This is a genomic window from Pseudomonas tensinigenes, assembly GCF_014268445.2.
GTDB lineage: Bacteria > Pseudomonadota > Gammaproteobacteria > Pseudomonadales > Pseudomonadaceae > Aquipseudomonas > Aquipseudomonas tensinigenes.
Map to the genome: position 1 here is coordinate 2,061,913 of NZ_CP077089.1, position 23,547 is coordinate 2,085,459.

Consider the following 23,547-nt stretch of genomic DNA (forward strand, 5'->3'; position numbering starts at 1 on the left):
GCCACACAGAACACACACCGCTCAGAGCGGTTTTTTCGAGGGGTCAGGGTATGAGTAGTCAGGCGACGAATGCAAAAGGTTCTGAAGATCCGATCCTGCAATGGGTGACCTTCAAACTGGATAACGAAACCTACGGCATCAACGTGATGCGCGTGCAGGAAGTGCTGCGCTACACCGAGATCGCTCCGGTGCCGGGCGCGCCAAGCTACGTGCTGGGCATCATCAACCTGCGCGGTAACGTGGTCACCGTGATCGACACCCGTCAGCGCTTCGGCCTGAACAGCGGCGAGATCAGCGACAACACCCGTATCGTCATCATCGAAGCCGACAAGCAAGTCGTCGGCATCATGGTCGACAGCGTGGCCGAAGTGGTTTACCTGCGTCAGTCGGAAATCGAGACGGCGCCGAACGTCGGCAATGAAGAGTCGGCCAAGTTCATCCAGGGCGTGTGCAACAAGAACAACGAGTTGCTGATCCTGGTCGAGCTGGACAAGATGATGAGCGAAGAAGAATGGTCGGACCTGGAGAATATCTGATTGATTCTCGAGGTCGCGGTCATTGTCCTGTTCCTCTTCTGGGCAGGCACGCTGGCAATGTTTGTGTCGTACATCAAGGCGCAGCGGGTCATCGCTGCGCAACAGGCTCAGGGCGATGCGCTGCGTGATCAGCGCATCAAGGACCTGGCCAAGCGTGTCGACGATTACCAGAACGGCAACGTGCGCATGGGCGAAGCTCTGCATGAGTTGCGGGCGGTAGTCGGGCCGTTGCCGGACAAGATTGTTGCGCTGGAGCAGCGCGATCCATCGAGCCTGTCGTTCGCCCAAGCGGCGAAACTGGTGGGCATGGGCGCGAGCGTTGATGAACTGACTCAGTCCTGCGGGTTGACCCAGGCTGAGGCGGAGTTGATGCGCAAACTTCACAAGAACTGATCATTGCGGTCACGCTGAAATAGCCATTCGCGAGCAGGCTCGCTCCCACATTCGATCTCGGTCTAATGTGGGAGCGAGCCTGCTCGCGAAGGCGTCTTCGAAGTCTCAGTAATCATCCCCGCGATCGGTGACGTCCTTCTCGACCATCGGCGCATTCGGATCCTGCCCCTCGGGGAATTTCCCCTTCAGATTCCACGCAAACGCGATGATCTCGGCGATCGTGCGATACAGCTCTTCAGGAATGCTGTCGCCCAGTTCCATCCGCGCCAGCAAGCGCACCAATTCAGCATTCTCGTAAATCGGCACTTCGCAATCGCGAGCAATGCGCAGGATTTCTTCGGCCAGTTCGTCGTCACCCTTGGCGGTGAGGGTCGGGGCGTGGTTGCCGTCGTATTTGAGGGCGATGGCCTGGCGTGGGGCAGTGGAATCGTTCATGCGGTTTCGTCGACCCAGCGGTGTTCGAGACGGGTTTGGTTGCCTTGCGGCGGGGTGCCGAGGTGGCAGTCGATGTCGCCGACGTTGAGCCCGCGATCGAGCAGGCGCTGGCGCAGAGCGAACAGGTTGTTTTCGATCAGGTCAGCGGTGTACGGCCGTTCGGCCCACAGTTGGCTGGACAGGCTGCCGGCGATCAGTTGCGCCTGAATCTGCATCGGCCCGAGCGGTTCCATGTCGAACGCCAGATCGACGCGCCACAGTTGTTGCTTGGGCTCGCGCTCGTCGCGGCGCTCGTTCGGCTGCGGTTCGCGCTCCGGCGCTTCTTCACGCTGGAACTTGACCTGCAACGGCACGATGTCCTGCAGGTTGCGCATGGGGATTTCCAGCTGCCAGGTGCTGAGCAGACGCCCATCGTCGGTAACGCCGGTCTGCTCCAGACTTGATAGTTGATGGCTTTGCAGGCGCGATACCGCAGCGGCGGCGAGGCGCAACAACTGTTCCAGATCGCCTTCGCCGTCCAGGCTTTGCAGCAAACGCTCGGGCAGCGGGAAGCTGCTCGGCACAGGTTTGGCGCTGACCTGGCCGAGCATGCCGAGGGCGTTACGGACGAAACTCGGCAGTGCTTGCGCCAGGGTGTTGGCGGCGATGATCGCGTTGAAACTGGTGCTGCTCGGCAGGCCCGGAGTCAGCTGCGCGATCAGCTTGAGCAGATCGGCCTTCATGTCCGGGGCCAGCGTCGGAGTTTGTCCGGTCAGCAGTTTGGCTTCAAGGAATGCGCCGCTGTTGGCCAGCGCCAGTGCGACGCCTTTGGCGGTGCTCAGTTGTTGCACGTCCGGGAGGCTGGCAAGGAGTTTGTCGACCACTGCGCGCAAATTCTGCGATGTCTGATCGGTATCGCTCGGCAGATTCTGCAAAGCATTCAGCAACCCTATCAGGGAAGCCTGACGACTTTGCTGGCCGAGCAGTTGCTGACTGACGGCCAGTTGTTCCTGGCGGCTGCTCATCGGCAGAAACTTGAGAGTTTGTGCATCTTCGACCAACGCCGACAGCAAAGTGCCGATGCGCAGCGGCTGTGGACTGTCGATGGTCAGTGTGCTGCCGCTCTGCGCGGTGTTGAGCAAACTGACCAAGGAGCGGAACACCGCTGCCTGCCCCGGCGTCTGCGGCAGCGCCTGCGAGGTCAGCACTTTGCCTTGCAGCAGCGTACCGACCGGCAATTGCGCGGTGTCGATGCGGGTGAGGGTGGCGACGCTGCTGGCAATCGCCTGCTGCACGGTAATCGCCAGATTGCCCGCCGAGGGCTGAGTGATCGCCAGACTGGTGCCTTGGGGTAACGGCAGATTGCTGGTCGCCTGCACAGTGGTCTGGCGTCCGCCGTCGACGGTCACCTTGAGCAATAACTGAAAGGTCTGATCCGCCTGCTTGAGCGACAACACCTCGGCTTTGGCGCTTTGCCCGGCGCCGATCAGGCCTTCGACCGGGGTCAGCAGCTTGAGCAGCTCACCGACCTGCGGGCGAACGGTCGCCGGGGTGGTGGGCGGGAGCGGAAGGATGTTCATTTCGCCTGTCATACGCGGACACAACCTGAGGAAAATGCACTCTTGAGAGTAAGGCACGACATGTATAATGCCGCCCGTCTTGCGCTTCGAATAAAAAACATAGCAATTGTTTGACCCAGCTCTCTAGATCGAGCCGTCAATGCATCTATGCTGCATCTCTTTAACGGCCGCGCCAGAGCCGACTTGAACCGTATAAGGCCCGTGATCCCTTGACCAGTCCTGTCCTGCAAACCGTTGCCCTCGCGTGTGAACGTGATCTGCGGCTGCTCTTCGAAAATCTCGAATTGAGACTCGCCAGTGGCGATATGGTGCAGATCAGCGGACCCAACGGCAGCGGCAAGACCAGCCTTTTGCGTCTGTTGTCCGGGCTGATGCAGCCGACCGCCGGACAAGTCCTGCTCAATGGCCAGCCGCTGACCGAACAACGCAGCGAACTCGCCCGCAACCTGCTGTGGATCGGCCACGCCGCCGGGATCAAGGATTTGCTGACCCCGGAAGAGAATCTGTCGTGGCTCTGCGCCCTGCATCATCCCGCCGAACGCGAGGCCATCTGGCAAGCGCTGGCAGCTGTAGGATTGCGCGGTTTCGAAGATGTTCCCTGCCACAGCCTGTCTGCCGGTCAACAACGCCGCGTGGCGTTGGCACGCCTGTATCTGGAAAGCCCGCCGTTGTGGATTCTCGATGAGCCGTTCACCGCGCTGGACAAGCAAGGCGTGGCGCAGCTCGAAGAACATCTGGCCGGGCACTGCGAACGCGGTGGTCTGGTGGTGTTGACCACGCACCACACGTTGAGCCGGATGCCGGCCGGTTATCGCGACATCGATCTGGGGAACTGGGCAGTATGAGTGTGTTTGGCCTGCTGGTTGCCCGTGAATCCCGACTGCTGTTTCGCCGCCCGGCGGAACTGGCCAATCCGCTGATTTTCTTCGCCATCGTCATCGCGTTGTTCCCGCTGGCCGTCGGCCCGGAAACTCAAGTGTTGCAAAACCTGTCCCCCGGGTTAGTCTGGGTGGCGGCGCTGTTGTCGGTCCTGCTCTCGCTGGACGGGCTGTTCCGCAGTGATTTCGAAGACGGATCCCTGGAACAGTGGGTCCTTTCGTCGCACCCGCTGCCACTTCTGGTCTTGGCCAAGGTGCTGGCACACTGGCTCTTCTCCGGTCTGGCACTGGTTCTGCTCTCACCGCTGCTGGCGTTGATGCTCGGTTTGCCTGCCGCCTGTCTGCCGGTTTTGCTGCTTTCGTTGCTGCTGGGAACACCGGTGCTGAGCTTGCTCGGCGCGGTGGGCGCGGCGCTGACGGTCGGTTTGAAGCGTGGCGGCCTGTTGCTGGCGCTGCTGATCCTGCCGTTGTACATCCCGGTGTTGATCCTTGGCAGTGGCGCCTTGCAGGCAGCCCTCCAAGGCATGCCGGCGACCGGGTATCTGCTGTGGCTGGGTAGCCTGACCGCCCTGGCGATCACCCTGACACCCTTTGCAATAGCTGCTGGCCTGAAGATCAGCGTCGGCGAATAATGAGGTCTGGTTAAAATTTAACCAGCAAAGACCCTGAGACTGCTCACACCGATGAGCGGCACCCGTGATGGAAACAGTATGAACTGGACCTGGTTTCACAAGCTCGGCTCGCCCAAGTGGTTTTACGGCATCAGCAGCAAGTTCTTGCCGTGGCTGAGCATCGCAGCGTTGCTGCTGATCGGCGTCGGCGTCATTTGGGGCCTGGCCTTTGCGCCGCCGGATTATCAGCAAGGCAACAGCTTTCGCATCATCTACATCCACGTACCCGCCGCGTTGCTCGCTCAGTCGATCTACGTGATGCTGGCGGTGTGCGGTGTTGTGGGGTTGGTGTGGAAGATGAAACTGGCCGACGTCGCCCTGCAATGCGCCGCACCGATCGGCGCGTGGATGACCGCCGTGGCGCTGGTCACCGGGGCGATCTGGGGCAAACCGACCTGGGGTTCGTGGTGGGTCTGGGACGCGCGCCTGACCTCGATGCTGATTCTGCTGTTCCTGTATTTCGGCGTGATCGCGCTGGGCAATGCCATCAGCAACCGCGACAGCGCCGCCAAAGCCTGCGCGGTGCTGGCCATCGTCGGCGTGATCAACATCCCGATTATCAAATACTCGGTGGAGTGGTGGAACACCCTGCACCAGGGCGCGACCTTCACCCTCACGGAAAAACCGGCGATGCCGGCGGAAATGTGGCTGCCGCTGTTGCTGACCGTGCTGGGTTTCTACTGTTTCTTCGGCGCCGTGCTGTTGCTGCGCATGCGCCTCGAAGTGCTCAAGCGTGAGGCCCGCGCCAGTTGGGTGAAAGAAGAAGTGCAGCACAGTCTGGAGGCCGCTCGATGAGTTTTGCTTCATTCGGCGACTTCCTCGCCATGGGCCATCATGGCCTGTATGTCTGGTCGGCCTACGGCATCTGTCTGGCGGTGCTGATCCTCAACGTGGTGGCGCCGATTGCGGCCCGCAAGCGCTATCTGCAACAAGAGGCGCGTCGTCTGCGCCGGGAGAACGGCAAGTGAATCCGCTGCGCAAGAAACGTCTGATCATCATTCTGGCCATTCTGGTCGGGGTCGGCGCTGCCGTCGGCCTGGCCCTCAGCGCCCTGCAGCAGAACATCAATCTGTTCTACACCCCGACGCAGATCGCCAACGGCGAAGCACCGCAAGACACGCGCATCCGCGCCGGCGGCATGGTTGAGGCTGGTTCGTTGCAGCGCTCGAAGGATTCGTTGGACGTCAAATTCGTCGTCACTGACTTCAATAAATCCGTGACCATCGCCTACCGCGGCATCCTCCCGGACTTGTTCCGCGAAGGGCAGGGCATCGTCGCCCTCGGCAAGCTCAACGCCGATGGCGTGGTGGTGGCCGATGAAGTGCTGGCCAAGCACGATGAGAAGTACATGCCGCCGGAAGTGACCAAAGCCTTGAAAGACAGCGGTCAGTCCGCACAAACGCCTGCGAAGGAGGGTTGATCGATGACGTCGGCGATTTTTATTCCTGAGTTGGGTCATCTGGCGATGATTCTGGCGCTGTGTTTTGCGCTGGTGCAGGCCGTGGTGCCATTGGTCGGTGCCTGGCGCGGCGACCGTTTCTGGATGAGTCTGGCCCAGCCCGCCGCGTGGGGGCAGTTTGCCTTTTTGCTGTTTGCGTTTGGCATTTTGACCTACGCGTTCATGACCGATGACTTCTCCGTCGCGTATGTGGCGAACAACTCCAATACCGCTTTGCCGTGGTATTACAAATTCAGCGCGGTGTGGGGTGCCCACGAAGGTTCATTGCTGCTGTGGGCACTGATTCTCGGTGGCTGGACCTTCGCGGTGTCGGTGTTCTCCCGGCAGTTGCCGCAGGTGATGCTCGCCCGCGTTCTGGCGGTGATGGGCATGATCAGCACCGGTTTCCTGCTGTTTCTGATCCTCACGTCCAACCCGTTCAAACGCATCCTGCCGCAAATGCCCAGCAATGGCGCTGACCTCAACCCCTTGCTGCAAGACATCGGCCTGATCGTTCACCCGCCGATGTTGTACATGGGTTACGTCGGCTTTTCGGTGGCGTTCGCCTTCGCCATTGCCGCTTTGATGGGCGGTCGACTCGATGCCGCGTGGGCGCGCTGGTCGCGGCCATGGACCATCGTTGCCTGGGCGTTCCTCGGCATCGGCATCACCCTCGGTTCGTGGTGGGCCTATTACGAACTCGGCTGGGGTGGCTGGTGGTTCTGGGACCCGGTGGAAAACGCCTCGTTCATGCCTTGGCTGGTCGGCACCGCACTGATCCACTCGCTGGCGGTCACGGAAAAACGTGGCGTGTTCAAGAGCTGGACGGTGTTGCTGGCGATTGCCGCGTTTTCGCTGAGCCTGCTTGGGACGTTCCTCGTACGTTCTGGCGTGCTGACTTCGGTGCACGCATTTGCCTCCGATCCTGAGCGTGGCGTGTTCATCCTGATCTTCCTGTTGTTCGTGGTTGGCGGCTCGCTGACGCTGTTCGCCCTGCGCGCGCCAGTGGTCAAGAGTCAGGTCGGTTTCAACCTGTGGTCGCGGGAAACCCTATTGCTGGGCAACAACCTGGTGCTGGTGGTGGCCGCGTCGATGATTCTGCTCGGCACGCTGTACCCGCTGATTCTCGATGCCCTCAGCGGCGCCAAAATGTCGGTCGGCCCGCCGTACTTCAATGCGCTGTTCATTCCGTTGATGGCGTTGCTGATGATGGTGATGGCGGTCGGTGTGATCGTGCGCTGGAAAGACACCCCGGTGAAATGGCTGGCCAGCATGCTGACGCCAGTGCTGCTCGGCAGCGTCGCGCTGGCCGTGGTGGCCGGCGTCGCTTACGGCGATTTCAACTGGGCAGTGATCGCAACCTTCCTGCTCGCCGCTTGGGTATTGCTCGCGGGCGTGCGCGACATCGTCGACAAGACCCGCCACAAAGGTTTGATCAAAGGCTTGCCAACCCTGACCCGCAGTTATTGGGGCATGCAGATTGCCCACCTCGGCATCGCCGTGTGTGCGCTGGGCGTGGTGTTGTCGAGTCAGAACAGTGCCGAACGCGACCTGCGTCTGGCGCCGGGCGAGTCGATGGACCTGGCCGGTTATCACTTCGTCTTCGAAGGCGCCAAGCACTTCGAAGGGCCGAACTTCACGTCGGACAAAGGCACGATTCGGGTCATTCGTGACGGTAAGGAAATCAGCGTGCTGCACCCGGAAAAACGTCTGTACACCGTGCAGAACTCGGTGATGACCGAAGCCGGAATCGATGCCGGCTTCACCCGTGACCTTTACGTCGCCCTCGGTGAACCGCTGGACAACGGCGCGTGGGCGGTGCGGGTGCACGTCAAACCGTTCGTGCGCTGGATCTGGTTCGGCGGTTTGCTCACCGGGTTCGGTGGCTTGCTGGCGGCGCTGGATCGACGTTATCGGGTCAAAGTGAAAGCTAAGGTGCGTGAAGCACTGGGCATGACGGGAGCGGCGGCATGAGACGTTGGTTGATGCTGGTGCCACTGGCGATTTTCCTGCTGGTGGCGGTGTTTCTTTATCGCGGGCTGTACCTCGATCCGGCGGAACTGCCGTCGGCGATGATCAACAAGCCGTTCCCGGAGTTTTCCCTGCCAAACGTGCAGGGCGACAAGAACCTGACCAAGGCTGACATTCTCGGCAAACCGGCACTGGTCAATGTCTGGGGCACCTGGTGCATTTCCTGCCGGGTCGAGCATCCGGTGCTGAACAAACTCGCCGAGCGTGGCGTGGTGATCTACGGCATCAACTACAAGGACACCAACGCCGATGCCTTGAAGTGGCTGGCCGAATTCCACAATCCGTACGCGCTGGATATCCGTGACGATGAAGGCTCGCTGGGTCTGAACCTCGGCGTCTACGGCGCGCCGGAAACCTTTTTCATCGACGCCAAGGGCATCATCCGCGATAAATATGTCGGCGTGATCGACGAGCAGGTCTGGCGCGAAAAACTCGCCGCCAAGTATCAGGCGCTGGTCGATGAGGCCAAGCCATGAAGCGCTTTTTAGCCGCTGCCGTATTGGGCTTTAGTCTGGTCGGTGTGGCCCATGCGGCCATCGATACTTACGAGTTTGCCAAAGAAGGTGATCGCGAGCGTTTCCGTGAACTGACCAAGGAACTGCGCTGCCCCAAGTGCCAGAACCAGGACATCGCCGACTCCAACGCGCCGATTGCCGCTGACCTGCGCAAAGAGATTTTCCGCATGCTCGGTGAGGGCAAGGACAACCAGCAGATCATCGATTTCATGGTTGATCGCTACGGTGATTTCGTCCGCTACAAACCGGCGCTCAATGCCAAAACGGCGTTGCTGTGGTTCGGCCCGGCCGGGCTGCTGCTCGGTGGTGTCGTGGTGATCGCGGTGATCGTCCGTCGTCGTCGCGGCCAGCGTGCCGAGACTCCGCAAGCGCTGTCCAGCGAAGAGCGTCAGCGCCTCGACCAACTGTTGGATAAAAACCAAGAATGATTGATTTCTGGCTTGCCGCAGGGCTGTTGCTTCTGGTCGCCCTGAGTTTTCTGCTGATCCCGGTTTTGCGTGAGCGTCGCGCCCAGCGTGAAGAGGATCGTACTGCCCTGAACGTTGCGTTGTATCAGGAGCGTGTCGCCGAGTTGCAAGCGCAACAGGCTGAAGGTGTGCTCGACGCGGCGCAAATGGACAGCGGTCGTGCGGAGGCTGCGCGTGAGTTGCTGGCGGATACCGAAGGCGTCAGCGCGCCACGGGTTTCCCGACTGGGTAAACCCTTGCCGCTGTTGGCCGCTGTGCTTGTGCCGGTGTTGGGCCTGGGTCTGTATATGCACTTCGGCGCTGCCGACAAAGTCGAGCTGACCCGCGAATTTGCCCAGGCACCGCAGTCGATGGAAGAAATGACTCAGCGTCTGGAACGTGCTGTTGCGGCGCAACCGGATTCTGCCGAAGGCCTGTATTTCCTCGGTCGTACCTACATGGCGCAAGAGCGTCCGGCGGACGCGGCGAAGATGTTCGAACGCGCCGCCAACCTGGCCGGTCGTCAGCCGGAGCTGCTCGGTCAGTGGGCGCAGGCGCAGTATTTTGCTGACGGCAAGAAGTGGTCGACGAAAATTCAGGCGCTGACCGACGAAGCGCTGAAGGCTGATCCGAAAGAAGTCACCAGCCTTGGTTTGCTCGGTATCGCTGCGTTTGAAGGCGAGCGTTATCAGGAAGCCATCGATTACTGGAACCGTCTGCTGGCGCAACTGCCGCCTGAGGATAGCTCCCGCGCCGCGCTGCAAGGCGGGATCAAACGCGCCGCCGAACGTCTGGAAGCCAGCGGTGGCAAGGTTGCTCAGGCACCGGTAGCCGCGAAAGCCGCGCTGTTGAAAGTCAGCGTCGATCTGGCCAGCGAACTCAGAAGCAAAGTGCAACCGGGTGACAGCGTGTTCATCTTCGCTCGCGCCACCTCTGGCCCACCGGCCCCGCTGGCCGCCAAACGCCTGACCGTGGCCGATCTGCCGGTGACCGTCGAGCTGGGCGATGCCGACGCAATGATGCCGCAGTTGAAACTGTCGAACTTCCCTGAAGTCCAACTGGTTGCGCGCATCTCCCGCGCCGGCCAACCGACTGCCGGCGAGTGGGTCGGTCGCAGCGGCCCTCTGGCCAGCAGCACCACTGCGCTACAAAAACTGACCATCGACAGCCCGGACAAATAGCCGGACACAACAGGAAAGCACCGCCATGCACACCATCGCCCGAATCACAGTCCTCACACTGGCCCTGGGCTTGAGTGCATGTGCGGTGCAACGACCGGAACCGACCACCAACCTGCCGCCAATCCCACCGTCGCAGCCAAGCCCGACCCCATCGACTTCGCCGACCCCAGGCAAAAGCATCCCGGCGAAACCGGCCAAACCGGTTCCGCGCACCTCAGCCAGCTTCGCCCCACCACCGGGCGGCAACAGCCACTGGGACCAGAAACTCGGCGTCTACGTCCTCGACGACCAGACCAACACCTTCTACCGCCAGCGCACCTACTACCGCTGGAACAACGGCTGGAGCCGCGCCGTCAGCCCCAACGGCCCGTGGGAAGACACCAACATCCACGGCGTGCCGCCGGGATTGGGCAAGCAGTTCGGGCAGTGAATGAAAACGGCGATCTTTGGATCGCCGTTTTGCTGTGTGCCTGTTGGGTTCTCACAGAAATTGCTCATGGAAGTGCTGAACAGCGCTCAGGGTTTAGCAGTTTCAATCACACCCTGTAAAACAACCAGACGTCGTTCTGCCAATTTCTGTGCTTGAGTAAATATAACCCTAGAGTTATTTTTGTGAGGCCTAGGCAAGGAGGCGGTTGGTGCAGAGCAGGCTATTGATCAAGGAGCTGGAGGAGGCAGGCTGGACGCTGGATCGGGTCACCGGCAGTCATCACATCTTCAAGCACCGATACAACCCGTACACGATTCCCGTCCCACATCTGAAAAAGGATTTGCCGTTGGGAGCGGTCAAAAGCATCAGGAGGCGTGCCGGGTTATACAACCCGCCAGCCAGTTTCGAAGGAGATCCGTAATGCAATATCCAATCTGTATCGAGTGGGGAGACGAGAACACTGCCATCGGTATTCAGATCCCCGATATTCCCGGCGCCGTTACAGCAGGGGATAGCTTTGAAGATGCCTACAAGGCGGCGGTCGAAGTCGCCCACATCATGCTGCAGGAGATTGCGGCGGACGGGGAGTCGATTCCTATGCCGACTTCGGCATCCGCTCATCGCAGTAATCCGGACTTTGCCGACATGGGCTGGGGCATGCTGGAACTGGATATTTCGCCCTATCTCGGCAAGACCGAGAAGGTCAACGTAACGCTGCCCGGTTATGTGATTCAGCGCATCGATCGTTATGTGCGCGAGCACAACGTCAAAAGCCGCTCCTCCTTTCTGGCCGATGCGGCGATGGAAAAGCTGGTTCGATATTAAGCCTCATCGCTCCCCCAGGCTAAATGAATAACCTGTGGGAGCGAGCCTGCTCGCGAAGCTTTTGCTGCCTTACGCCGTTGCCAATGAACCACGCTGCGAAACACTCAAAAACCGCAACAACGCCAACAGCGGAAACACACTCCCCACAATCACGATCCACAACCAGCCGCCATGCTCATACACCGCACTGGCCACCGACGAGCCGAAGGCGCCGCCGATGAAGATGCTGGTCATGTATAGCGCGTTCAGACGGCCACGGCTTTTCGCGTCCAGCGAATAGACTGCGCGTTGGCCGAGGACCATGTTCATCTGCACGCAGAAGTCGAGCACCACGCCGGTCACGGCCAGGCCGATGACGCTATAGGCGGGGTGAATGAACGCCGGCAGGAAGCTCAGGCTGGCGAAGATCATGGCCAGTAGCGAAGCGATCCGGGTGTGGCCGGCGTCGGCCAGGCGTCCGCTGATCGGTGCGGCGATGGCACCGATGGCGCCGACCAGGGCGAAGATCGCGATCTCGCTTTGCGACAAACCATGGTTGCGTGCCAGTTCCAGCGGCACGGCGGTCCAGAACAGGCTGAACGTGGCGAACATGCAGCCTTGGTAAAACGCCCGTTGGCGCAGTACCGGTTGCTGGCGCAGGAGTGTCCACAGCGAACCGATCAGTTGGACGTAGGTGGCGCTATGATCCGGTTGGCGCTTGGGCACGGTCAGCGCCAGCACTACGCTGATCGCTGCCATCAGCGCTGCGGCAATCATGAACATCGCCCGCCAGCCCAAATGGTCGGCCACCACGCTCGACACCGGTCGTGCCAACAGAATACCCAGCAGCAAACCCCCCATGATCCCGCCGACGACCCGGCCACGGGATTCTTCCGGCGCCAAGTGTGCGGCCAAAGGAATCAGAATCTGCACCGACACCGAACTGAAACCGACCAACAACGAGATCAGCAAAAACACATTCGGCTGATCGGTAAATGCCGCTGCCAGCAGGCTGGCAATCGCCACCACGGTGGTGATGATCATCAATCGGCGGTTCTCCAGCAGGTCGCCCAGCGGCACCAGGAAGAACAGGCCCAGCGCATAACCGATCTGCGTCAGCGAGACGATGAAGCTGGCCATGGTGTCGGAGAGACCGATGTCCGGCGCGATCAGGCCAATGATCGGCTGTGCGTAGTAGATGTTGGCAACGATGGCGCCGCAGCAGAAGGCGAACAGCAGCACCATGCCTCGGGTCATTGCGTGAGTGGTGGTGGTCATAAGGTTTCTCGATCCAGCGAAAGGGAATGCGGTGAGGCTAAGGATTAATCCGCAAAGGCAGAAGACGCCGTCGGTTGATATCAGTTATTCCGTTGCGGAATGAACGGGTGCTAGCGGCGTGTCATCCATCGGCGGACCTTGCGTCCGACCGTCGGGGGTCGATGATACATTCACTTACATCCTGTTCGATAGCGTGCTTATGTTTGCATCGGCTTGTTCAATCTTGATGACTGGAGGATTGCAATGTTTCGTCAAAGGCTTCACCACATAGCAACGATTGCCCTGATCAGCCTGCTGGGCGCGATGAGCGTGCAGGCCGCTGATGCCCCCGGCATGCGCATTGGCGTGCGCGGAGAGATCACCGGGGTCAGCGCCGACACCTTGAAAGTCCACGTTAACAGTGGCGAGAACGTGGTGATCCAGTTGACCGGCGACACCAAGGTCCGCGCGGTCACCCTGGCCAATATCGAAGACATCAAACCCGGCAGTTACATCGGTTCGGCGGCGATGCCGCAAGAGGATGGCACGCTCAAGGCGCTGGAAGTGCATGTGTTTCCGCCGGAGCTGGCGGGTAGCGGCGACGGGCATCGGCCGTTCGATCTGGCCAAGGGCAGCAGCATGACCAATGGCAGTGTTGGCGATCTGGTGGTGAGCAACGGGCGGGTGCTGACGGTGAACTACAAGGGCGGGCAGCAGAAGATTCTGGTGCCGGAGGATGTGCCGATCGTCAATCTGCTGCCGGGGGATCGGAGTTTGCTGAAGGTTGGGGTGAAGATCGTTACGTTCGTGACGCAGAGTGCGGATGGCACGTTGACGGCGCAATCGATCTCAGCGGGTAAGGATGGGGTGACGCCACCGATGTAGAAGCCCCTCACCCTAACCCTCTCCCGGAGGGAGAGGGGACTGATTGGGGGATGCTTGAGAGGTACACCGACCTGAACTTGCTGTGGTGAATCCATAATCGATAAGGTCTTTCAGGTCGATGTAACTCGCCAGACACCTCGGTCGGCCCCCTCTCCCTCTGGGAGAGGGCTGGGGTGAGGGTCAAGCGGCCACAAAAAAAGGCGACCACTGAGGGTCGCCTTTTTCATGTCAGCCTAAACCTTACTGCCCGCTATAAATCTGATCAAAAACCCCACCATCATTGAAGTGAGTCTTCTGCACCGTACGCCAGTCACCAAAGGTTTTCTCAACCGAGAGGAAATCAACTTTCGGGAAACGGTCGGTGTACTTCGCCAACACCGCCGGATCACGCGGACGCAGGTAGTTTGCCGCCGCAATCTCCTGACCTTGCGGCGACCACAGGTACTTCAGATACTCATCTGCCGCCGCACGCGAACCTTTCTTGTCGACCACTTTATCGACCACGGAAACCGGTGGCTCCGCCTCAGCCGAAACGCTCGGATAGATCACTTCAAACTGATCACGACCAAACTCGCGGGCAATCATCTCCGCTTCGTTTTCGAAGGTCACCAGCACGTCGCCGATCTGGTTGGTCATGAACGTTGTGGTCGCTGCTCGGCCACCTGTATCGAGCACCGGCGCTTGCTTGAACAGTTTGCCGACGAAGTCTTTGGCCTTGTTCTCGTCGCCGCCATTCTTCAGCACATAACCCCACGCCGACAGGTAGGTGTAGCGACCGTTACCCGAGGTTTTCGGGTTTGGCACGATCACTTGCACGCCGTCCTTGAGCAGATCCGGCCAGTCTTTCAGGGCTTTCGGGTTGCCTTTACGGACGATGAACACCGTGGCCGAAGTGAACGGCGCGCTGTTGTTCGGCAGACGGGTGACCCAGTTCTCCGGGACCAGTTTGCCGTTGTCGGCGAGGGCGTTGATATCGGTGGCCATGTTCATGGTGATGACGTCAGCCGGCAGGCCGTCGATCACCGAACGCGCTTGCTTGCTCGAACCGCCGAATGACATCTGCACGGTGATGTTTTCGTTGTGCTCGGCTTGCCAGTGTTTCTGGAACGCAGTGTTGTAGTCCTTGTAGAAATCGCGCATCACGTCGTAGGAAACGTTAAGCAGCGTCGGGGCTGCCTGAGCGATGTTGGCCAAGGACAGGCCGGCGGCGAGAAGTGAGGCGCCAAAGAGTTTTTTCACTGCGCATTCCTTGTTTTATCTGTGTAGGAGCAGGGGGTGATGTTCAATTGCCACTGACTATAACGGGGCACGCATAGTCGTTTAAAGATTAAAAAGCTCTTTGCTTATTCCAGTTTCTTGAACAGAGCATTGCCGCATCGCGAACAGAACGCGGCGCCGTGTTCATGGCTGTTTTTCTTGCACACCGGACAGTCGTGTTGCAGCTGTTCGCCGCGCATGGCGTTGGCCAGTTCGGCGGTGAAAATCCCCGTCGGCACGGCGATGATCGAGTAACCCGTAATCATCACCAGCGACGAAATCACCTGGCCCAGCGGGGTCTTCGGCACGATGTCGCCGAAGCCCACGGTGGTCAACGTGACGATCGCCCAATAGATGCCTTTGGGAATGCTGGTGAAGCCGTGTTCCGGGCCTTCGATCACGTACATCAAGGTGCCGAACACCGTCACCAGGGTGCACACGCTGACCAGAAACACGACGATCTTCTGCTTGCTGCCACGCAGCGCCGACATCAAGTAATTGGCTTGCTTGAGGTACGGGCTGAGCTTGAGCACACGGAAAATCCGCAACATCCGAATGATCCGGATAATCAGCAAGTACTGCGCATCGCTGTAATACAGGGCGAGGATGCCGGGCACGATTGCCAGTAAATCCACCAGCCCGTAAAAGCTGAAGGCGTAGCGCAACGGCTTCGGTGAGCAGTACAGACGCAGGATGTACTCGCCAAGAAAGATGATCGTGAAGCCCCACTCGATGTAGGCCAGCACGTTCGCATAGTTCTGGTGAATGCTGTCGATGCTGTCGAGCATCACGATCACCAGACTGGCGAGGATGATCAACAGCAGGATGCCGTCGAAGCGACGCCCGGCGCGGGTGTCGCTCTGGAAAATCATCACGTAAAGCCGTTCGCGCCAACTGTTGCTGCTGTCCATGGATAACGCCTGAATCGAAGATCAGCGCAGCCTAGGTTGATTCTCCCCATGAGCGCAAGGCGCACGCTCGACGCTGGCTTTGCCAAGCATCTGGATGCCGGCGCGGATCAGCCAGCCGGCGAGGATGAACGGCGCGGTCAGGGTCGCAAGGCCAACCGCCGCAAACAACGGCGTAACCAGCAACGCGAGGACGATGCCGAGCAGCGGCAGCCACGGTTGTTGGCGTTGCGCGGAGAAGGCGAGGGCGGCGAGCACGGCGTTGTAGCTGCCCAAGCCAAACAGCGCAGCGCTGGTTTCGTGGTGCAGCAGGCTCGAACCGAGGCCGATCGCCGAGGCGAGCATTGCCCAGCAAAACGCCCGGCGATCAGCGATCAGCAAGCCAACGGCAATCAATGCGCCGGCCAGTGGATGACCAAGGAACATCACCTGGCCCAGACCGCGCAGTTCGGCGGTGAGCAGGTTCAGCGTGTTCAACTCGACATGCGCGACAGGCGCCGACGGCTCGGCGAACAGCAGCAAGACCCAGCTCATGGCCACGAACGGCGAGGTGTAGGCCGGAATCGATCGGCTGCTGTAGACATGTTTGAGCCATTGCTGCGTGACCATCGCGCTCAAGCCGCCGGCAGCAAGAATCAGCGGCGGCAGCATCGGCGACCAGGGGAAATACAGGCTCAGCAACAGGCCGAGCAAAATGCCGTTGTAGCTGAACAACCCGGCCTGGCGATCAGCCTTGGCGTAGTTGCGCCGTTGCGCAGTGAGCAAACCGGCGACGGCACCGAGCAGCGCACCGGCGAACAGCACCGGCGCCGTCAGCAGGATCGCCAACAGGCACAGCAGGCCGCACAGCGGATGGCGCTGGAGGAATATTTGACTGAAACCGTTGAGCAAAGCCTCGGCCCAGTCGGGGCAGTGGGTGTTGAAATGATTGGCAGGCATGGCAGTTCTGAAAGTCAGGGAAACCGAGGCGCCTTCTTCGCCAGCAGGCTGGCTCCCACATTGAATCTTTGTTCAGTCATTGAGTTTGTGATGCACACAAATCAACTGTGGGAGCGAGCCTGCTCGCGAAGAGGCCGGTACAAGCGCTAAATCAACGTTTCGATCCGCAGCGAGTTAGTCGACCCAGGCTGCCCGAACGGCACCCCCGCAGTGATCAGCAGCGTGTCGCCGCGCTCGGCCATACCCTGCGCCTGGGCGATTTCCAGCGCGGTCGAGCAAACCTCATCGACCTGACGCAGGCGATCGTTGACCACCGAATGAATGCCCCACGCCACGCTCAAACGCCGTGCGGTCTGCAGGTTCGGCGTCAGGTTGAGGATCGGCGCTTTCGGCCGTTCCCGCGCTGCACGCAAACTCGACGCACCGGATTCGCTGTAGTTGACCAGCACCGCCACCGGCAGCACGTTGCTGATACGACGAATCGCGCAGCTGATCGCATCGGAAACGGTCGCTTCAGCTTTCGGCCGGCTGACGTCGAGCTGGGTCTGATAGTCCGGACCGTTTTCCACCTGGCGAATGATCTTGCTCATCATCTGCACCGCTTCGAGCGGGTATTCACCGGACGCGGTTTCCGCCGACAGCATCACCGCATCGGCGCCTTCGGCCACGGCGTTGGCAACGTCAGTCACTTCGGCGCGGGTCGGGGCAGGGGAGAAGCGCATCGACTCAAGCATCTGCGTCGCCACCACCACCGGTTTGCCGAGTTCGCGGCAGGTGGTGATGATGTTCTTCTGAATCTGCGGCACGCTTTCGGCCGGCACTTCGACGCCGAGGTCGCCACGCGCCACCATGATCGCGTCGCTTAGTTCAGCGATTTCGCGCAGTTGCTCAACGGCGGAAGGCTTCTCGATTTTCGCCATCAAAAAGGCTTTGTCGCCGATCAGCGCGCGGGCTTCGACGATGTCCTGCGGGCGTTGCACAAACGACAGCGCGACCCAGTCCACACCCAGTTCCAGACCGAAGCTCAAGTCACGACGATCCTTGGCAGTCAGTGGGCTGAGGTCGAGCACTGCTTGCGGCACGTTGACGCCTTTGCGATCCGACAACTCGCCGCCGTTGAGCACGGTGGTGTCGATCGCGTCAGCGTATTTGGTGACCACACGCAGACGCAGTTTGCCGTCGTCGAGCAGTAGATCCATGCCGGCTTCCAGCGCGGCAATGATCTCCGGATGCGGCAGATTCACTCGACGCTCATCGCCCGGTGTCGCGTCCAGATCCAGGCGGAACGCCTGACCGCGATGTAACTGCACCTTGCCGTCGGCGAACTTGCCGACGCGCAGTTTCGGTCCCTGCAAGTCCATCAGAATGCCCAGCGGGTAGTTGAGCTGGCGCTCGACTTCGCGGATCCACTGATAGCGCTTGGCGTGGTCGGCGTGATCACCGTGGCTGAAGTTCAGGCGGAAGATGTTGACCCCGGCTTCGACCAGTTCACGGATGTCTTCGATGCCATCGACAGCAGGCCCGAGGGTGGCGAGGATTTTGACCTTTTTATCAGGCGTCATGATTTGCAGCTCTCAAGGATCAGGATGGCGCGGAAGTCGTTGACGTTGGTGCGGGTCGGCTCGGTGACGATCAGCGCATCGAGCGCCGCGAAATAGCCGTAGCCGTTGTTGTTATCCAACTCGTCGCTGGCGCTCAGGCCAAGAGCGGCGGCGCGGGCGTAGCTGTCCGGGGTCATGATTGCGCCGGCGTTGTCTTCCGAGCCGTCGATGCCGTCGGTGTCACCGGCCAAGGCGTAAACCCCGGGCTGGCCTTTGAGGCTGTCGGTGAGGCTAAGGAGGAACTCGGCGTTGCGCCCGCCACGGCCATTGCCGCGCACGGTCACGGTGGTTTCGCCGCCGGAGAGAATCACGCACGGTGCCGCCAATGGCTGGCCGTGATGGATGATCTGGCGGGCGATACCGGCGTGGACCTTTGCCACTTCGCGCGACTCACCTTCGAGGTCGCCGAGGATCAGCGTGCTGAAACCGGCCTGACGGCATTTCACCGCCGCAGCGTCCAGTGATTGCTGAGGGCGAGCGATCAACTGGAAGTGGCTGCGCGCGAGGCTTGGATCACCGGGTTTCACGGTTTCCGACTCAGGGCTTTGCAGCCAGGTGCGTACCGAAACCGGAATCTCGATGCCGTAGCGTTTGATGATCGCCAGCGCTTCGGCGGAGGTGCTTGGATCGGCCACGGTCGGGCCGGAAGCGATGACCGTGGCGAGGTCGCCCGGTACATCGGAAATCGCGTAGGTATAAACAGTGGCAGGCCAGCAGGCCTTGCCCAGACGCCCGCCCTTGATCGCCGAGAGGTGCTTGCGCACGCAGTTCATCTCGCCGATGGTCGCGCCGGATTTGAGCAGGGCTTTGTTGATCGACTGCTTGTCAGCGAGGGTGATGCCTGCGGCCGGCAACGCCAGCAGGGCAGAGCCACCACCGGAGAGCAGGAAGATCACGCGGTCGTCTTCGGTCAGGTTGCTGACCAGTTCGAGCACGCGTTTGGCCACGGCCAGACCGGCGGCGTCCGGTACCGGATGCGCGGCTTCGACCACTTCGATTTTTTCGCACGGGGCGCCGTGACCGTAACGGGTCACAACCAGGCCAGAGACTTCACCTTGCCAACTGCGCTCGACCACTTGCGCCATCGCGGCGGCGGCTTTGCCGGCACCGATGACGATCACCCGGCCGCTACGATCGGCGGGCAAATAGGCTTCGAGGACCTGGTTCGGATGGGCCGCGTCGATGGCTGTGGCAAACAGCTCGCGCAGCAGTTGTTGCGGATCGACCGACATGGCGGGCTCCCGGAATTCTTGTTATTCGAAAGGGCAACTCGGAACCCTTGTGGGAGCGAGCCTGCTCGCGAAGGCGGTGTGTCAGCCAACATGGATGTTGAATGTGCAACCGCTTTCGCGAGCAGGCTCGCTCCCACAGGGTTTTGTGCAGGCTTTATTTGTTATCGCGAATCGAGAAGTTGGCCATGTGTTCCAGACCTTTGATCAGCGCCGAGTGGTCCCAGTTGCTGCCACCGATCGCTGCGCAGGTGCTGAATACTTGCTGGGCGTTGGCGGTGTTCGGCAGGTTGATGTTCAGCTCTTTGGCGCCTTGCAGGGCCAGGTTCAGGTCCTTCTGGTGCAGGCTGATGCGGAAGCCTGGATCGAAAGTGCCTTTGATCATGCGCTCGCCGTGCACTTCGAGGATCTTCGAGGAGGCGAAACCGCCCATCAGTGCTTCACGCACCTTGGCTGGATCAGCACCGTTTTTCGAAGCGAACAGCAGGGCTTCAGCGACGGCCTGAATGTTCAGCGCAACGATGATCTGGTTAGCCACTTTGGCGGTCTGACCGTCGCCGTTGCCACCGACCAAGGTGATGTTCTTGCCCATGGCCTGGAACAGCGGCAGTGCGCGTTCGAAGGCATCGGCGTCGCCACCGATCATGATACTCAGGGTCGCAGCTTTGGCGCCGACTTCACCGCCGGAAACCGGTGCGTCGAGGTACTGCGCGCCTTTCTCGTTGATCTTCGCCGCGAAGGCTTTGGTCGCAGTCGGCGAGATCGAGCTCATGTCGATAACGATCTTGCCTTTGCTCAGGCCGGCGGCAACGCCGTCGGCGCGGAACAGTACGTCGTCTACCTGCGGGGTATCCGGGACCATGACGATGATGAATTCAGCTTCCTGCGCCACTTCGCGCGGGTTGGCCAGGGCGACGGCGCCAGCGGCGACCAGGTCGGCAGGGGCGGCGTCGTGGTGCGCCGACAGGAACAGGCTGTGACCGGCTTTCTGCAGGTTCGAAGCCATTGGGTGGCCCATGATGCCGGTGCCGATAAATCCGATTTTAGCCATGAGAAAATCCTCTTGTTTTTATTGCTGCTTCAAGCAAAAAGGGAGCTGCTTTTATGTGGGAGCGAGCCTGCTCGCGAATGCGATATGCCAGGCGCCACTGATGGTGAATGTGCCGGCCTCTTCGCGAGCAGGCTCGCTCCCACAGGGTTTTTGCAGTGTTCTTTAGATAGCGTTATGCGTTTTCAGCCAGCCGAGGCCTGCTTCGGTGGTGGTCAGTGGCTTGTATTCACAGCCAACCCAACCCTGATAACCGATGCGATCAAGGTGTTCGAACAGGAAGCGGTAGTTGATTTCACCGGTGCCTGGTTCGTTGCGCCCCGGGTTGTCCGCGAGCTGCACATGGTTGATCTCGCCCAGGTGCGATTGCAGGGTGCGGGCCAGATCGCCTTCCATGATTTGCATGTGATAGATGTCGTATTGCAGGAACAGGTTGGCGCTGCCGACCTGTTCGCGAATCGACAGGGCTTGCGCCGTGTTGTTCAGGTAGAAGCCCGGGATGTCGCGGGTGTTGATCGCTTCCATCACCAGTTTGATGCCCGCCGCTTGCAGCTTGTCGGCCGCGTATTTCAGGTTGGCAACGAAGGTTTTTTCCACGGTGACATCGTCAACGCCTTGTGGACGGATACCGGCCAGGCAGTTGATCTGGGTGTTGCCCAGCACTTGTGCGTAAGCAATCGCCAGATCGACACCGGCGCGGAACTCTTCAACCCGATCCGGCAGACACGCGATACCGCGTTCGCCCTTGGCCCAGTCACCGGCCGGCAGGTTGAACAGCACTTGGGTCAGACCGTTGGCGTCGAGCTTGGCTTTGATTTCAGCGGAACTGAAGTCGTACGGGAACAGGTATTCAACGCCGCTGAAGCCAGCCTTGGCGGCGGCGTCGAAACGGGCAAGGAAATCCTGTTCGGTGAACAGCATGGACAGGTTGGCTGCGAAACGCGGCATGGTGGTCTCCTAAAAAACGGATGTGACACGGTTGGTCAGACGAACGCGATCAAGTCCCCTCTCCTGGGGGAGAGGGTTAGGGTGAGGGGGAATCCTGAGTCTGATCCGAATTTTGCAAGCACCGCAAAACCTTTCCCTCACCCCAGCCCTCTCCCGGAGGGAGAGGGAGCTAATTACGATCAATCAAGCAGCGAAATCGCCGTTGGCGCATCGTTGCCGACCAGCGCCAGGTCTTCGAATTCGTTGACGGCGTTGATCTCGGTACCCATGGAGATGTTGGTCACACGCTCCAGAATGATCTCGACGATCACCGGCACCTTGAACTCTTCGATCATCTGTTCGGCCTTGCGCAGGGCAGGGGCGATTTCCGATGGCTCGAACACACGCAGCGCTTTACAGCCGAGGCCTTCAGCCACTGCGACGTGGTCAACACCGTAACCGTTGAGTTCCGGCGCGTTCAGGTTATCGAAGGACAGCTGCACGCAGTAGTCCATTTCGAACCCGCGCTGTGCCTGACGGATCAGACCCAGGTACGAGTTGTTCACCACGACGTGGATGTACGGCAGTTTGAACTGAGCGCCGACCGCCAGTTCTTCGATCATGAACTGGAAGTCATAGTCCCCCGACAGGGCCACGACTTTCCGGCTCGGATCGGCCTTCACCACGCCCAGCGCTGCCGGAATGGTCCAGCCCAACGGGCCGGCCTGGCCACAGTTGATCCAGTGACGCGGCTTGTAGACGTGCAGGAACTGCGCGCCGGCAATCTGCGACAGACCAATGGTGCTGACGTAGCAGGTGTCCTTGCCGAACACCTGGTTCATTTCTTCGTAAACGCGCTGTGGTTTGACCGGCACGTTGTCGAAGTGGGTCTTGCGATGCAGGCTGGCTTTACGCTGCTGGCAGTCTTGTAGCCAGGCACTGCGGTTTTTCAACTTGCCGGCGGCTTGCCACTCACGCGCCACTTCGATGAACACGGTCAGTGCTGCAGCGGCGTCGGAAACGATGCCCAGATCCGGCGTGAACACACGACCGATCTGCGTGCCTTCGATGTCGACGTGAATGAACTTGCGACCTTCGGTGTAAACGTCAACCGAACCGGTGTGACGGTTGGCCCAACGGTTACCGATCCCCAACACCACGTCGGATTTCAGCATGGTCGCGTTGCCGTAACGGTGCGAAGTCTGCAGGCCAACCATGCCCACCATCAGCGGGTGATCGTCCGGGATAGTGCCCCAGCCCATCAGGGTCGGGATCACCGGGATGCCGGTCAGCTCAGCGAATTCAACCAGCAGATCGCTGGCGTCGGCGTTGATGATGCCGCCGCCGGCCACCAGCAATGGACGCTCAGCCTGATCCAGCAAAGCCAAAGCCTTCTCGACCTGAACGCGGGTCGCAGTCGGTTTGGCCAATGGCAGCGGCTGGTAAGCGTCGATGTCGAATTCGATTTCGGCCATCTGCACGTCGAACGGCAGATCGATCAGCACTGGGCCTGGACGGCCGGAGCGCATTTCAAAGAACGCTTTCTGGAACGCGTAAGGCACCTGGCCCGGTTCCAGAACAGTGGTCGCCCACTTGGTGACTGGCTTGACGATGCTGGTGATGTCGACAGCCTGGAAGTCTTCCTTGTGCATACGGGCGCGGGGTGCCTGGCCGGTGATGCAGAGGATTGGAATCGAGTCGGCCGAGGCGCTGTAGAGCCCGGTGACCATGTCGGTACCGGCAGGGCCGGAAGTCCCGATGCATACGCCGATGTTGCCGGCCTTGGTGCGGGTGTAACCCTCGGCCATGTGCGAGGCGCCTTCAACGTGGCGAGCAAGGACGTGATCGATGCCACCGACTTTCTGCAAGGCGGAGTACAGCGGGTTGATGGCAGCGCCCGGGATGCCAAAAGCGGTATCAACCCCTTCACGGCGCATCACCAGAACGGCGGCTTCGATTGCTCTCATTTTGCTCATGGTTTTGTGCCTCTTTACGTTTTGTAATTGTATACAAGTGGCTTTGCGCAGAGTGTATTCAAGGCGGACGGCGCAGGTCAATCCATTTTCTCAAGCGCCTGTTTCATTCGTCGGAAGCCTGTCTGACTGTGGCTTTTCGTCGCATGTGGCGCTTTTCGAGAATTATTGTATACAAAAAAATAACTCATTGTGTTCTATTTGTT

General features: G+C 60.2%; 26 protein-coding genes. 15 read left to right on the forward strand and 11 right to left on the reverse strand.

Annotated features, from left to right (window positions below; genetic code table 11):
- Positions 1-50: 50 nt before the first annotated feature.
- Together HU718_RS09090 and HU718_RS09095 are read left to right on the forward strand one after the other, a co-directional pair.
- A complete protein-coding gene (locus tag HU718_RS09090; protein WP_007919980.1) occupies positions 51-536 on the forward strand; it encodes a chemotaxis protein CheW in 486 nt (161 codons plus the stop codon).
- A complete protein-coding gene (locus HU718_RS09095; protein ID WP_186616612.1) occupies positions 537-929 on the forward strand; it encodes a DUF2802 domain-containing protein in 393 nt (130 codons plus the stop codon).
- A 105-nt stretch (positions 930-1,034) separates the two neighbouring features.
- Here HU718_RS09095 and HU718_RS09100 read toward each other — a convergent pair whose 3' ends face one another.
- Positions 1,035-1,364, reverse strand: a complete 330-nt coding sequence (locus tag HU718_RS09100) for an EscU/YscU/HrcU family type III secretion system export apparatus switch protein (RefSeq protein WP_016987484.1) — start codon at positions 1,362-1,364, stop codon at positions 1,035-1,037.
- A complete protein-coding gene (fliK, locus tag HU718_RS09105; protein ID WP_186616613.1) occupies positions 1,361-2,935 on the reverse strand; it encodes a flagellar hook-length control protein FliK in 1,575 nt (524 codons plus the stop codon). The genes HU718_RS09100 and fliK overlap by 4 nt, the downstream gene beginning before the upstream one ends.
- Before the next feature lie 197 nt (positions 2,936-3,132).
- On the opposite strand from fliK, the gene ccmA reads away from it, so the two are divergent.
- The 12 genes from ccmA to HU718_RS09165 all read left to right on the forward strand — a co-directional run bounded on the left by ccmA (position 3,133) and on the right by HU718_RS09165 (position 11,338).
- Positions 3,133-3,768: a cytochrome c biogenesis heme-transporting ATPase CcmA gene (ccmA, locus tag HU718_RS09110; RefSeq protein ID WP_108226830.1), complete on the forward strand. Its 636-nt coding sequence runs from the start codon at positions 3,133-3,135 to the stop codon at positions 3,766-3,768.
- Positions 3,765-4,433, forward strand: a complete 669-nt coding sequence (gene ccmB / locus HU718_RS09115) for a heme exporter protein CcmB (RefSeq protein ID WP_007919970.1) — start codon at positions 3,765-3,767, stop codon at positions 4,431-4,433. Before ccmA ends, ccmB begins: the two co-directional genes overlap by 4 nt.
- Before the next feature lie 78 nt (positions 4,434-4,511).
- The gene (locus HU718_RS09120; RefSeq protein ID WP_186616614.1) at positions 4,512-5,267 is read left to right on the forward strand and encodes a heme ABC transporter permease; all 756 of its coding nucleotides are present in this window, start codon (positions 4,512-4,514) and stop codon (positions 5,265-5,267) included.
- Entirely contained in the window at positions 5,264-5,440 is a 177-nt protein-coding gene (gene ccmD, locus HU718_RS09125) for a heme exporter protein CcmD (RefSeq protein WP_003222944.1), read from the forward strand. The genes HU718_RS09120 and ccmD overlap by 4 nt, the downstream gene beginning before the upstream one ends.
- Entirely contained in the window at positions 5,437-5,892 is a 456-nt protein-coding gene (ccmE, locus tag HU718_RS09130; RefSeq protein ID WP_186616615.1) for a cytochrome c maturation protein CcmE, read from the forward strand. Before ccmD ends, ccmE begins: the two co-directional genes overlap by 4 nt.
- Positions 5,893-5,895: 3 nt before the next feature.
- On the forward strand, positions 5,896-7,884 hold the full coding sequence (locus HU718_RS09135; protein WP_127926331.1) for a heme lyase CcmF/NrfE family subunit: 1,989 nt from the start codon (positions 5,896-5,898) through the stop codon (positions 7,882-7,884).
- On the forward strand, positions 7,881-8,417 hold the full coding sequence (locus tag HU718_RS09140; protein WP_095119917.1) for a DsbE family thiol:disulfide interchange protein: 537 nt from the start codon (positions 7,881-7,883) through the stop codon (positions 8,415-8,417). The genes HU718_RS09135 and HU718_RS09140 overlap by 4 nt, the downstream gene beginning before the upstream one ends.
- On the forward strand, positions 8,414-8,884 hold the full coding sequence (locus HU718_RS09145; RefSeq protein ID WP_110720776.1) for a cytochrome c-type biogenesis protein: 471 nt from the start codon (positions 8,414-8,416) through the stop codon (positions 8,882-8,884). Before HU718_RS09140 ends, HU718_RS09145 begins: the two co-directional genes overlap by 4 nt.
- A complete protein-coding gene (ccmI, locus tag HU718_RS09150; protein ID WP_150729783.1) occupies positions 8,881-10,083 on the forward strand; it encodes a c-type cytochrome biogenesis protein CcmI in 1,203 nt (400 codons plus the stop codon). The genes HU718_RS09145 and ccmI overlap by 4 nt, the downstream gene beginning before the upstream one ends.
- A 25-nt stretch (positions 10,084-10,108) precedes the next feature.
- Positions 10,109-10,513: a hypothetical protein gene (locus tag HU718_RS09155; protein WP_095119920.1), complete on the forward strand. Its 405-nt coding sequence runs from the start codon at positions 10,109-10,111 to the stop codon at positions 10,511-10,513.
- A gap of 208 nt (positions 10,514-10,721) precedes the next feature.
- The gene (locus tag HU718_RS09160) at positions 10,722-10,934 is read left to right on the forward strand and encodes a type II toxin-antitoxin system HicA family toxin (protein WP_186616616.1); all 213 of its coding nucleotides are present in this window, start codon (positions 10,722-10,724) and stop codon (positions 10,932-10,934) included.
- The gene (locus HU718_RS09165) at positions 10,934-11,338 is read left to right on the forward strand and encodes a type II toxin-antitoxin system HicB family antitoxin (RefSeq protein ID WP_064390887.1); all 405 of its coding nucleotides are present in this window, start codon (positions 10,934-10,936) and stop codon (positions 11,336-11,338) included. The genes HU718_RS09160 and HU718_RS09165 overlap by 1 nt, the downstream gene beginning before the upstream one ends.
- 69 nt (positions 11,339-11,407) lie before the next feature.
- Here HU718_RS09165 and HU718_RS09170 read toward each other — a convergent pair whose 3' ends face one another.
- Entirely contained in the window at positions 11,408-12,595 is a 1,188-nt protein-coding gene (locus tag HU718_RS09170; protein ID WP_186616617.1) for an MFS transporter, read from the reverse strand.
- A 243-nt stretch (positions 12,596-12,838) separates the two neighbouring features.
- On the opposite strand from HU718_RS09170, the gene HU718_RS09175 reads away from it, so the two are divergent.
- On the forward strand, positions 12,839-13,459 hold the full coding sequence (locus tag HU718_RS09175) for a DUF5666 domain-containing protein (protein ID WP_150707789.1): 621 nt from the start codon (positions 12,839-12,841) through the stop codon (positions 13,457-13,459).
- A gap of 240 nt (positions 13,460-13,699) precedes the next feature.
- Here the strand turns inward: HU718_RS09175 and HU718_RS09180 are convergent, their stop codons facing one another.
- The 8 genes from HU718_RS09180 to gcl all read right to left on the reverse strand — a co-directional run bounded on the left by HU718_RS09180 (position 13,700) and on the right by gcl (position 23,344).
- Positions 13,700-14,698: a sulfate ABC transporter substrate-binding protein gene (locus tag HU718_RS09180; protein WP_150707790.1), complete on the reverse strand. Its 999-nt coding sequence runs from the start codon at positions 14,696-14,698 to the stop codon at positions 13,700-13,702.
- A gap of 104 nt (positions 14,699-14,802) precedes the next feature.
- A complete protein-coding gene (locus HU718_RS09185) occupies positions 14,803-15,627 on the reverse strand; it encodes an ion transporter (protein ID WP_038363916.1) in 825 nt (274 codons plus the stop codon).
- Positions 15,628-15,648: 21 nt separating this feature from the next.
- Positions 15,649-16,563, reverse strand: coding sequence for an urea transporter (locus HU718_RS09190; RefSeq protein ID WP_150707791.1), 915 nt, complete (start codon positions 16,561-16,563; stop codon positions 15,649-15,651).
- Between the two features lie 146 nt (positions 16,564-16,709).
- The gene (gene pyk / locus HU718_RS09195) at positions 16,710-18,125 is read right to left on the reverse strand and encodes a pyruvate kinase (protein ID WP_099758384.1); all 1,416 of its coding nucleotides are present in this window, start codon (positions 18,123-18,125) and stop codon (positions 16,710-16,712) included.
- Positions 18,122-19,396 (reverse strand): glycerate kinase type-2 family protein, encoded by a 1,275-nt coding sequence (locus HU718_RS09200; protein ID WP_186616618.1) that lies wholly within the window; start codon positions 19,394-19,396, stop codon positions 18,122-18,124. The genes pyk and HU718_RS09200 overlap by 4 nt, the downstream gene beginning before the upstream one ends.
- Before the next feature lie 154 nt (positions 19,397-19,550).
- Positions 19,551-20,444 carry a 2-hydroxy-3-oxopropionate reductase gene (locus tag HU718_RS09205; RefSeq protein ID WP_007919937.1) on the reverse strand — a complete coding sequence of 298 codons (894 nt, stop codon included), beginning with the start codon at positions 20,442-20,444 and terminating at the stop codon, positions 19,551-19,553.
- A gap of 162 nt (positions 20,445-20,606) precedes the next feature.
- Entirely contained in the window at positions 20,607-21,389 is a 783-nt protein-coding gene (gene hyi / locus HU718_RS09210) for a hydroxypyruvate isomerase (RefSeq protein WP_150729788.1), read from the reverse strand.
- A 179-nt stretch (positions 21,390-21,568) separates the two neighbouring features.
- On the reverse strand, positions 21,569-23,344 hold the full coding sequence (gcl, locus tag HU718_RS09215; RefSeq protein WP_007919935.1) for a glyoxylate carboligase: 1,776 nt from the start codon (positions 23,342-23,344) through the stop codon (positions 21,569-21,571).
- Positions 23,345-23,547: the final 203 nt, after the last annotated feature.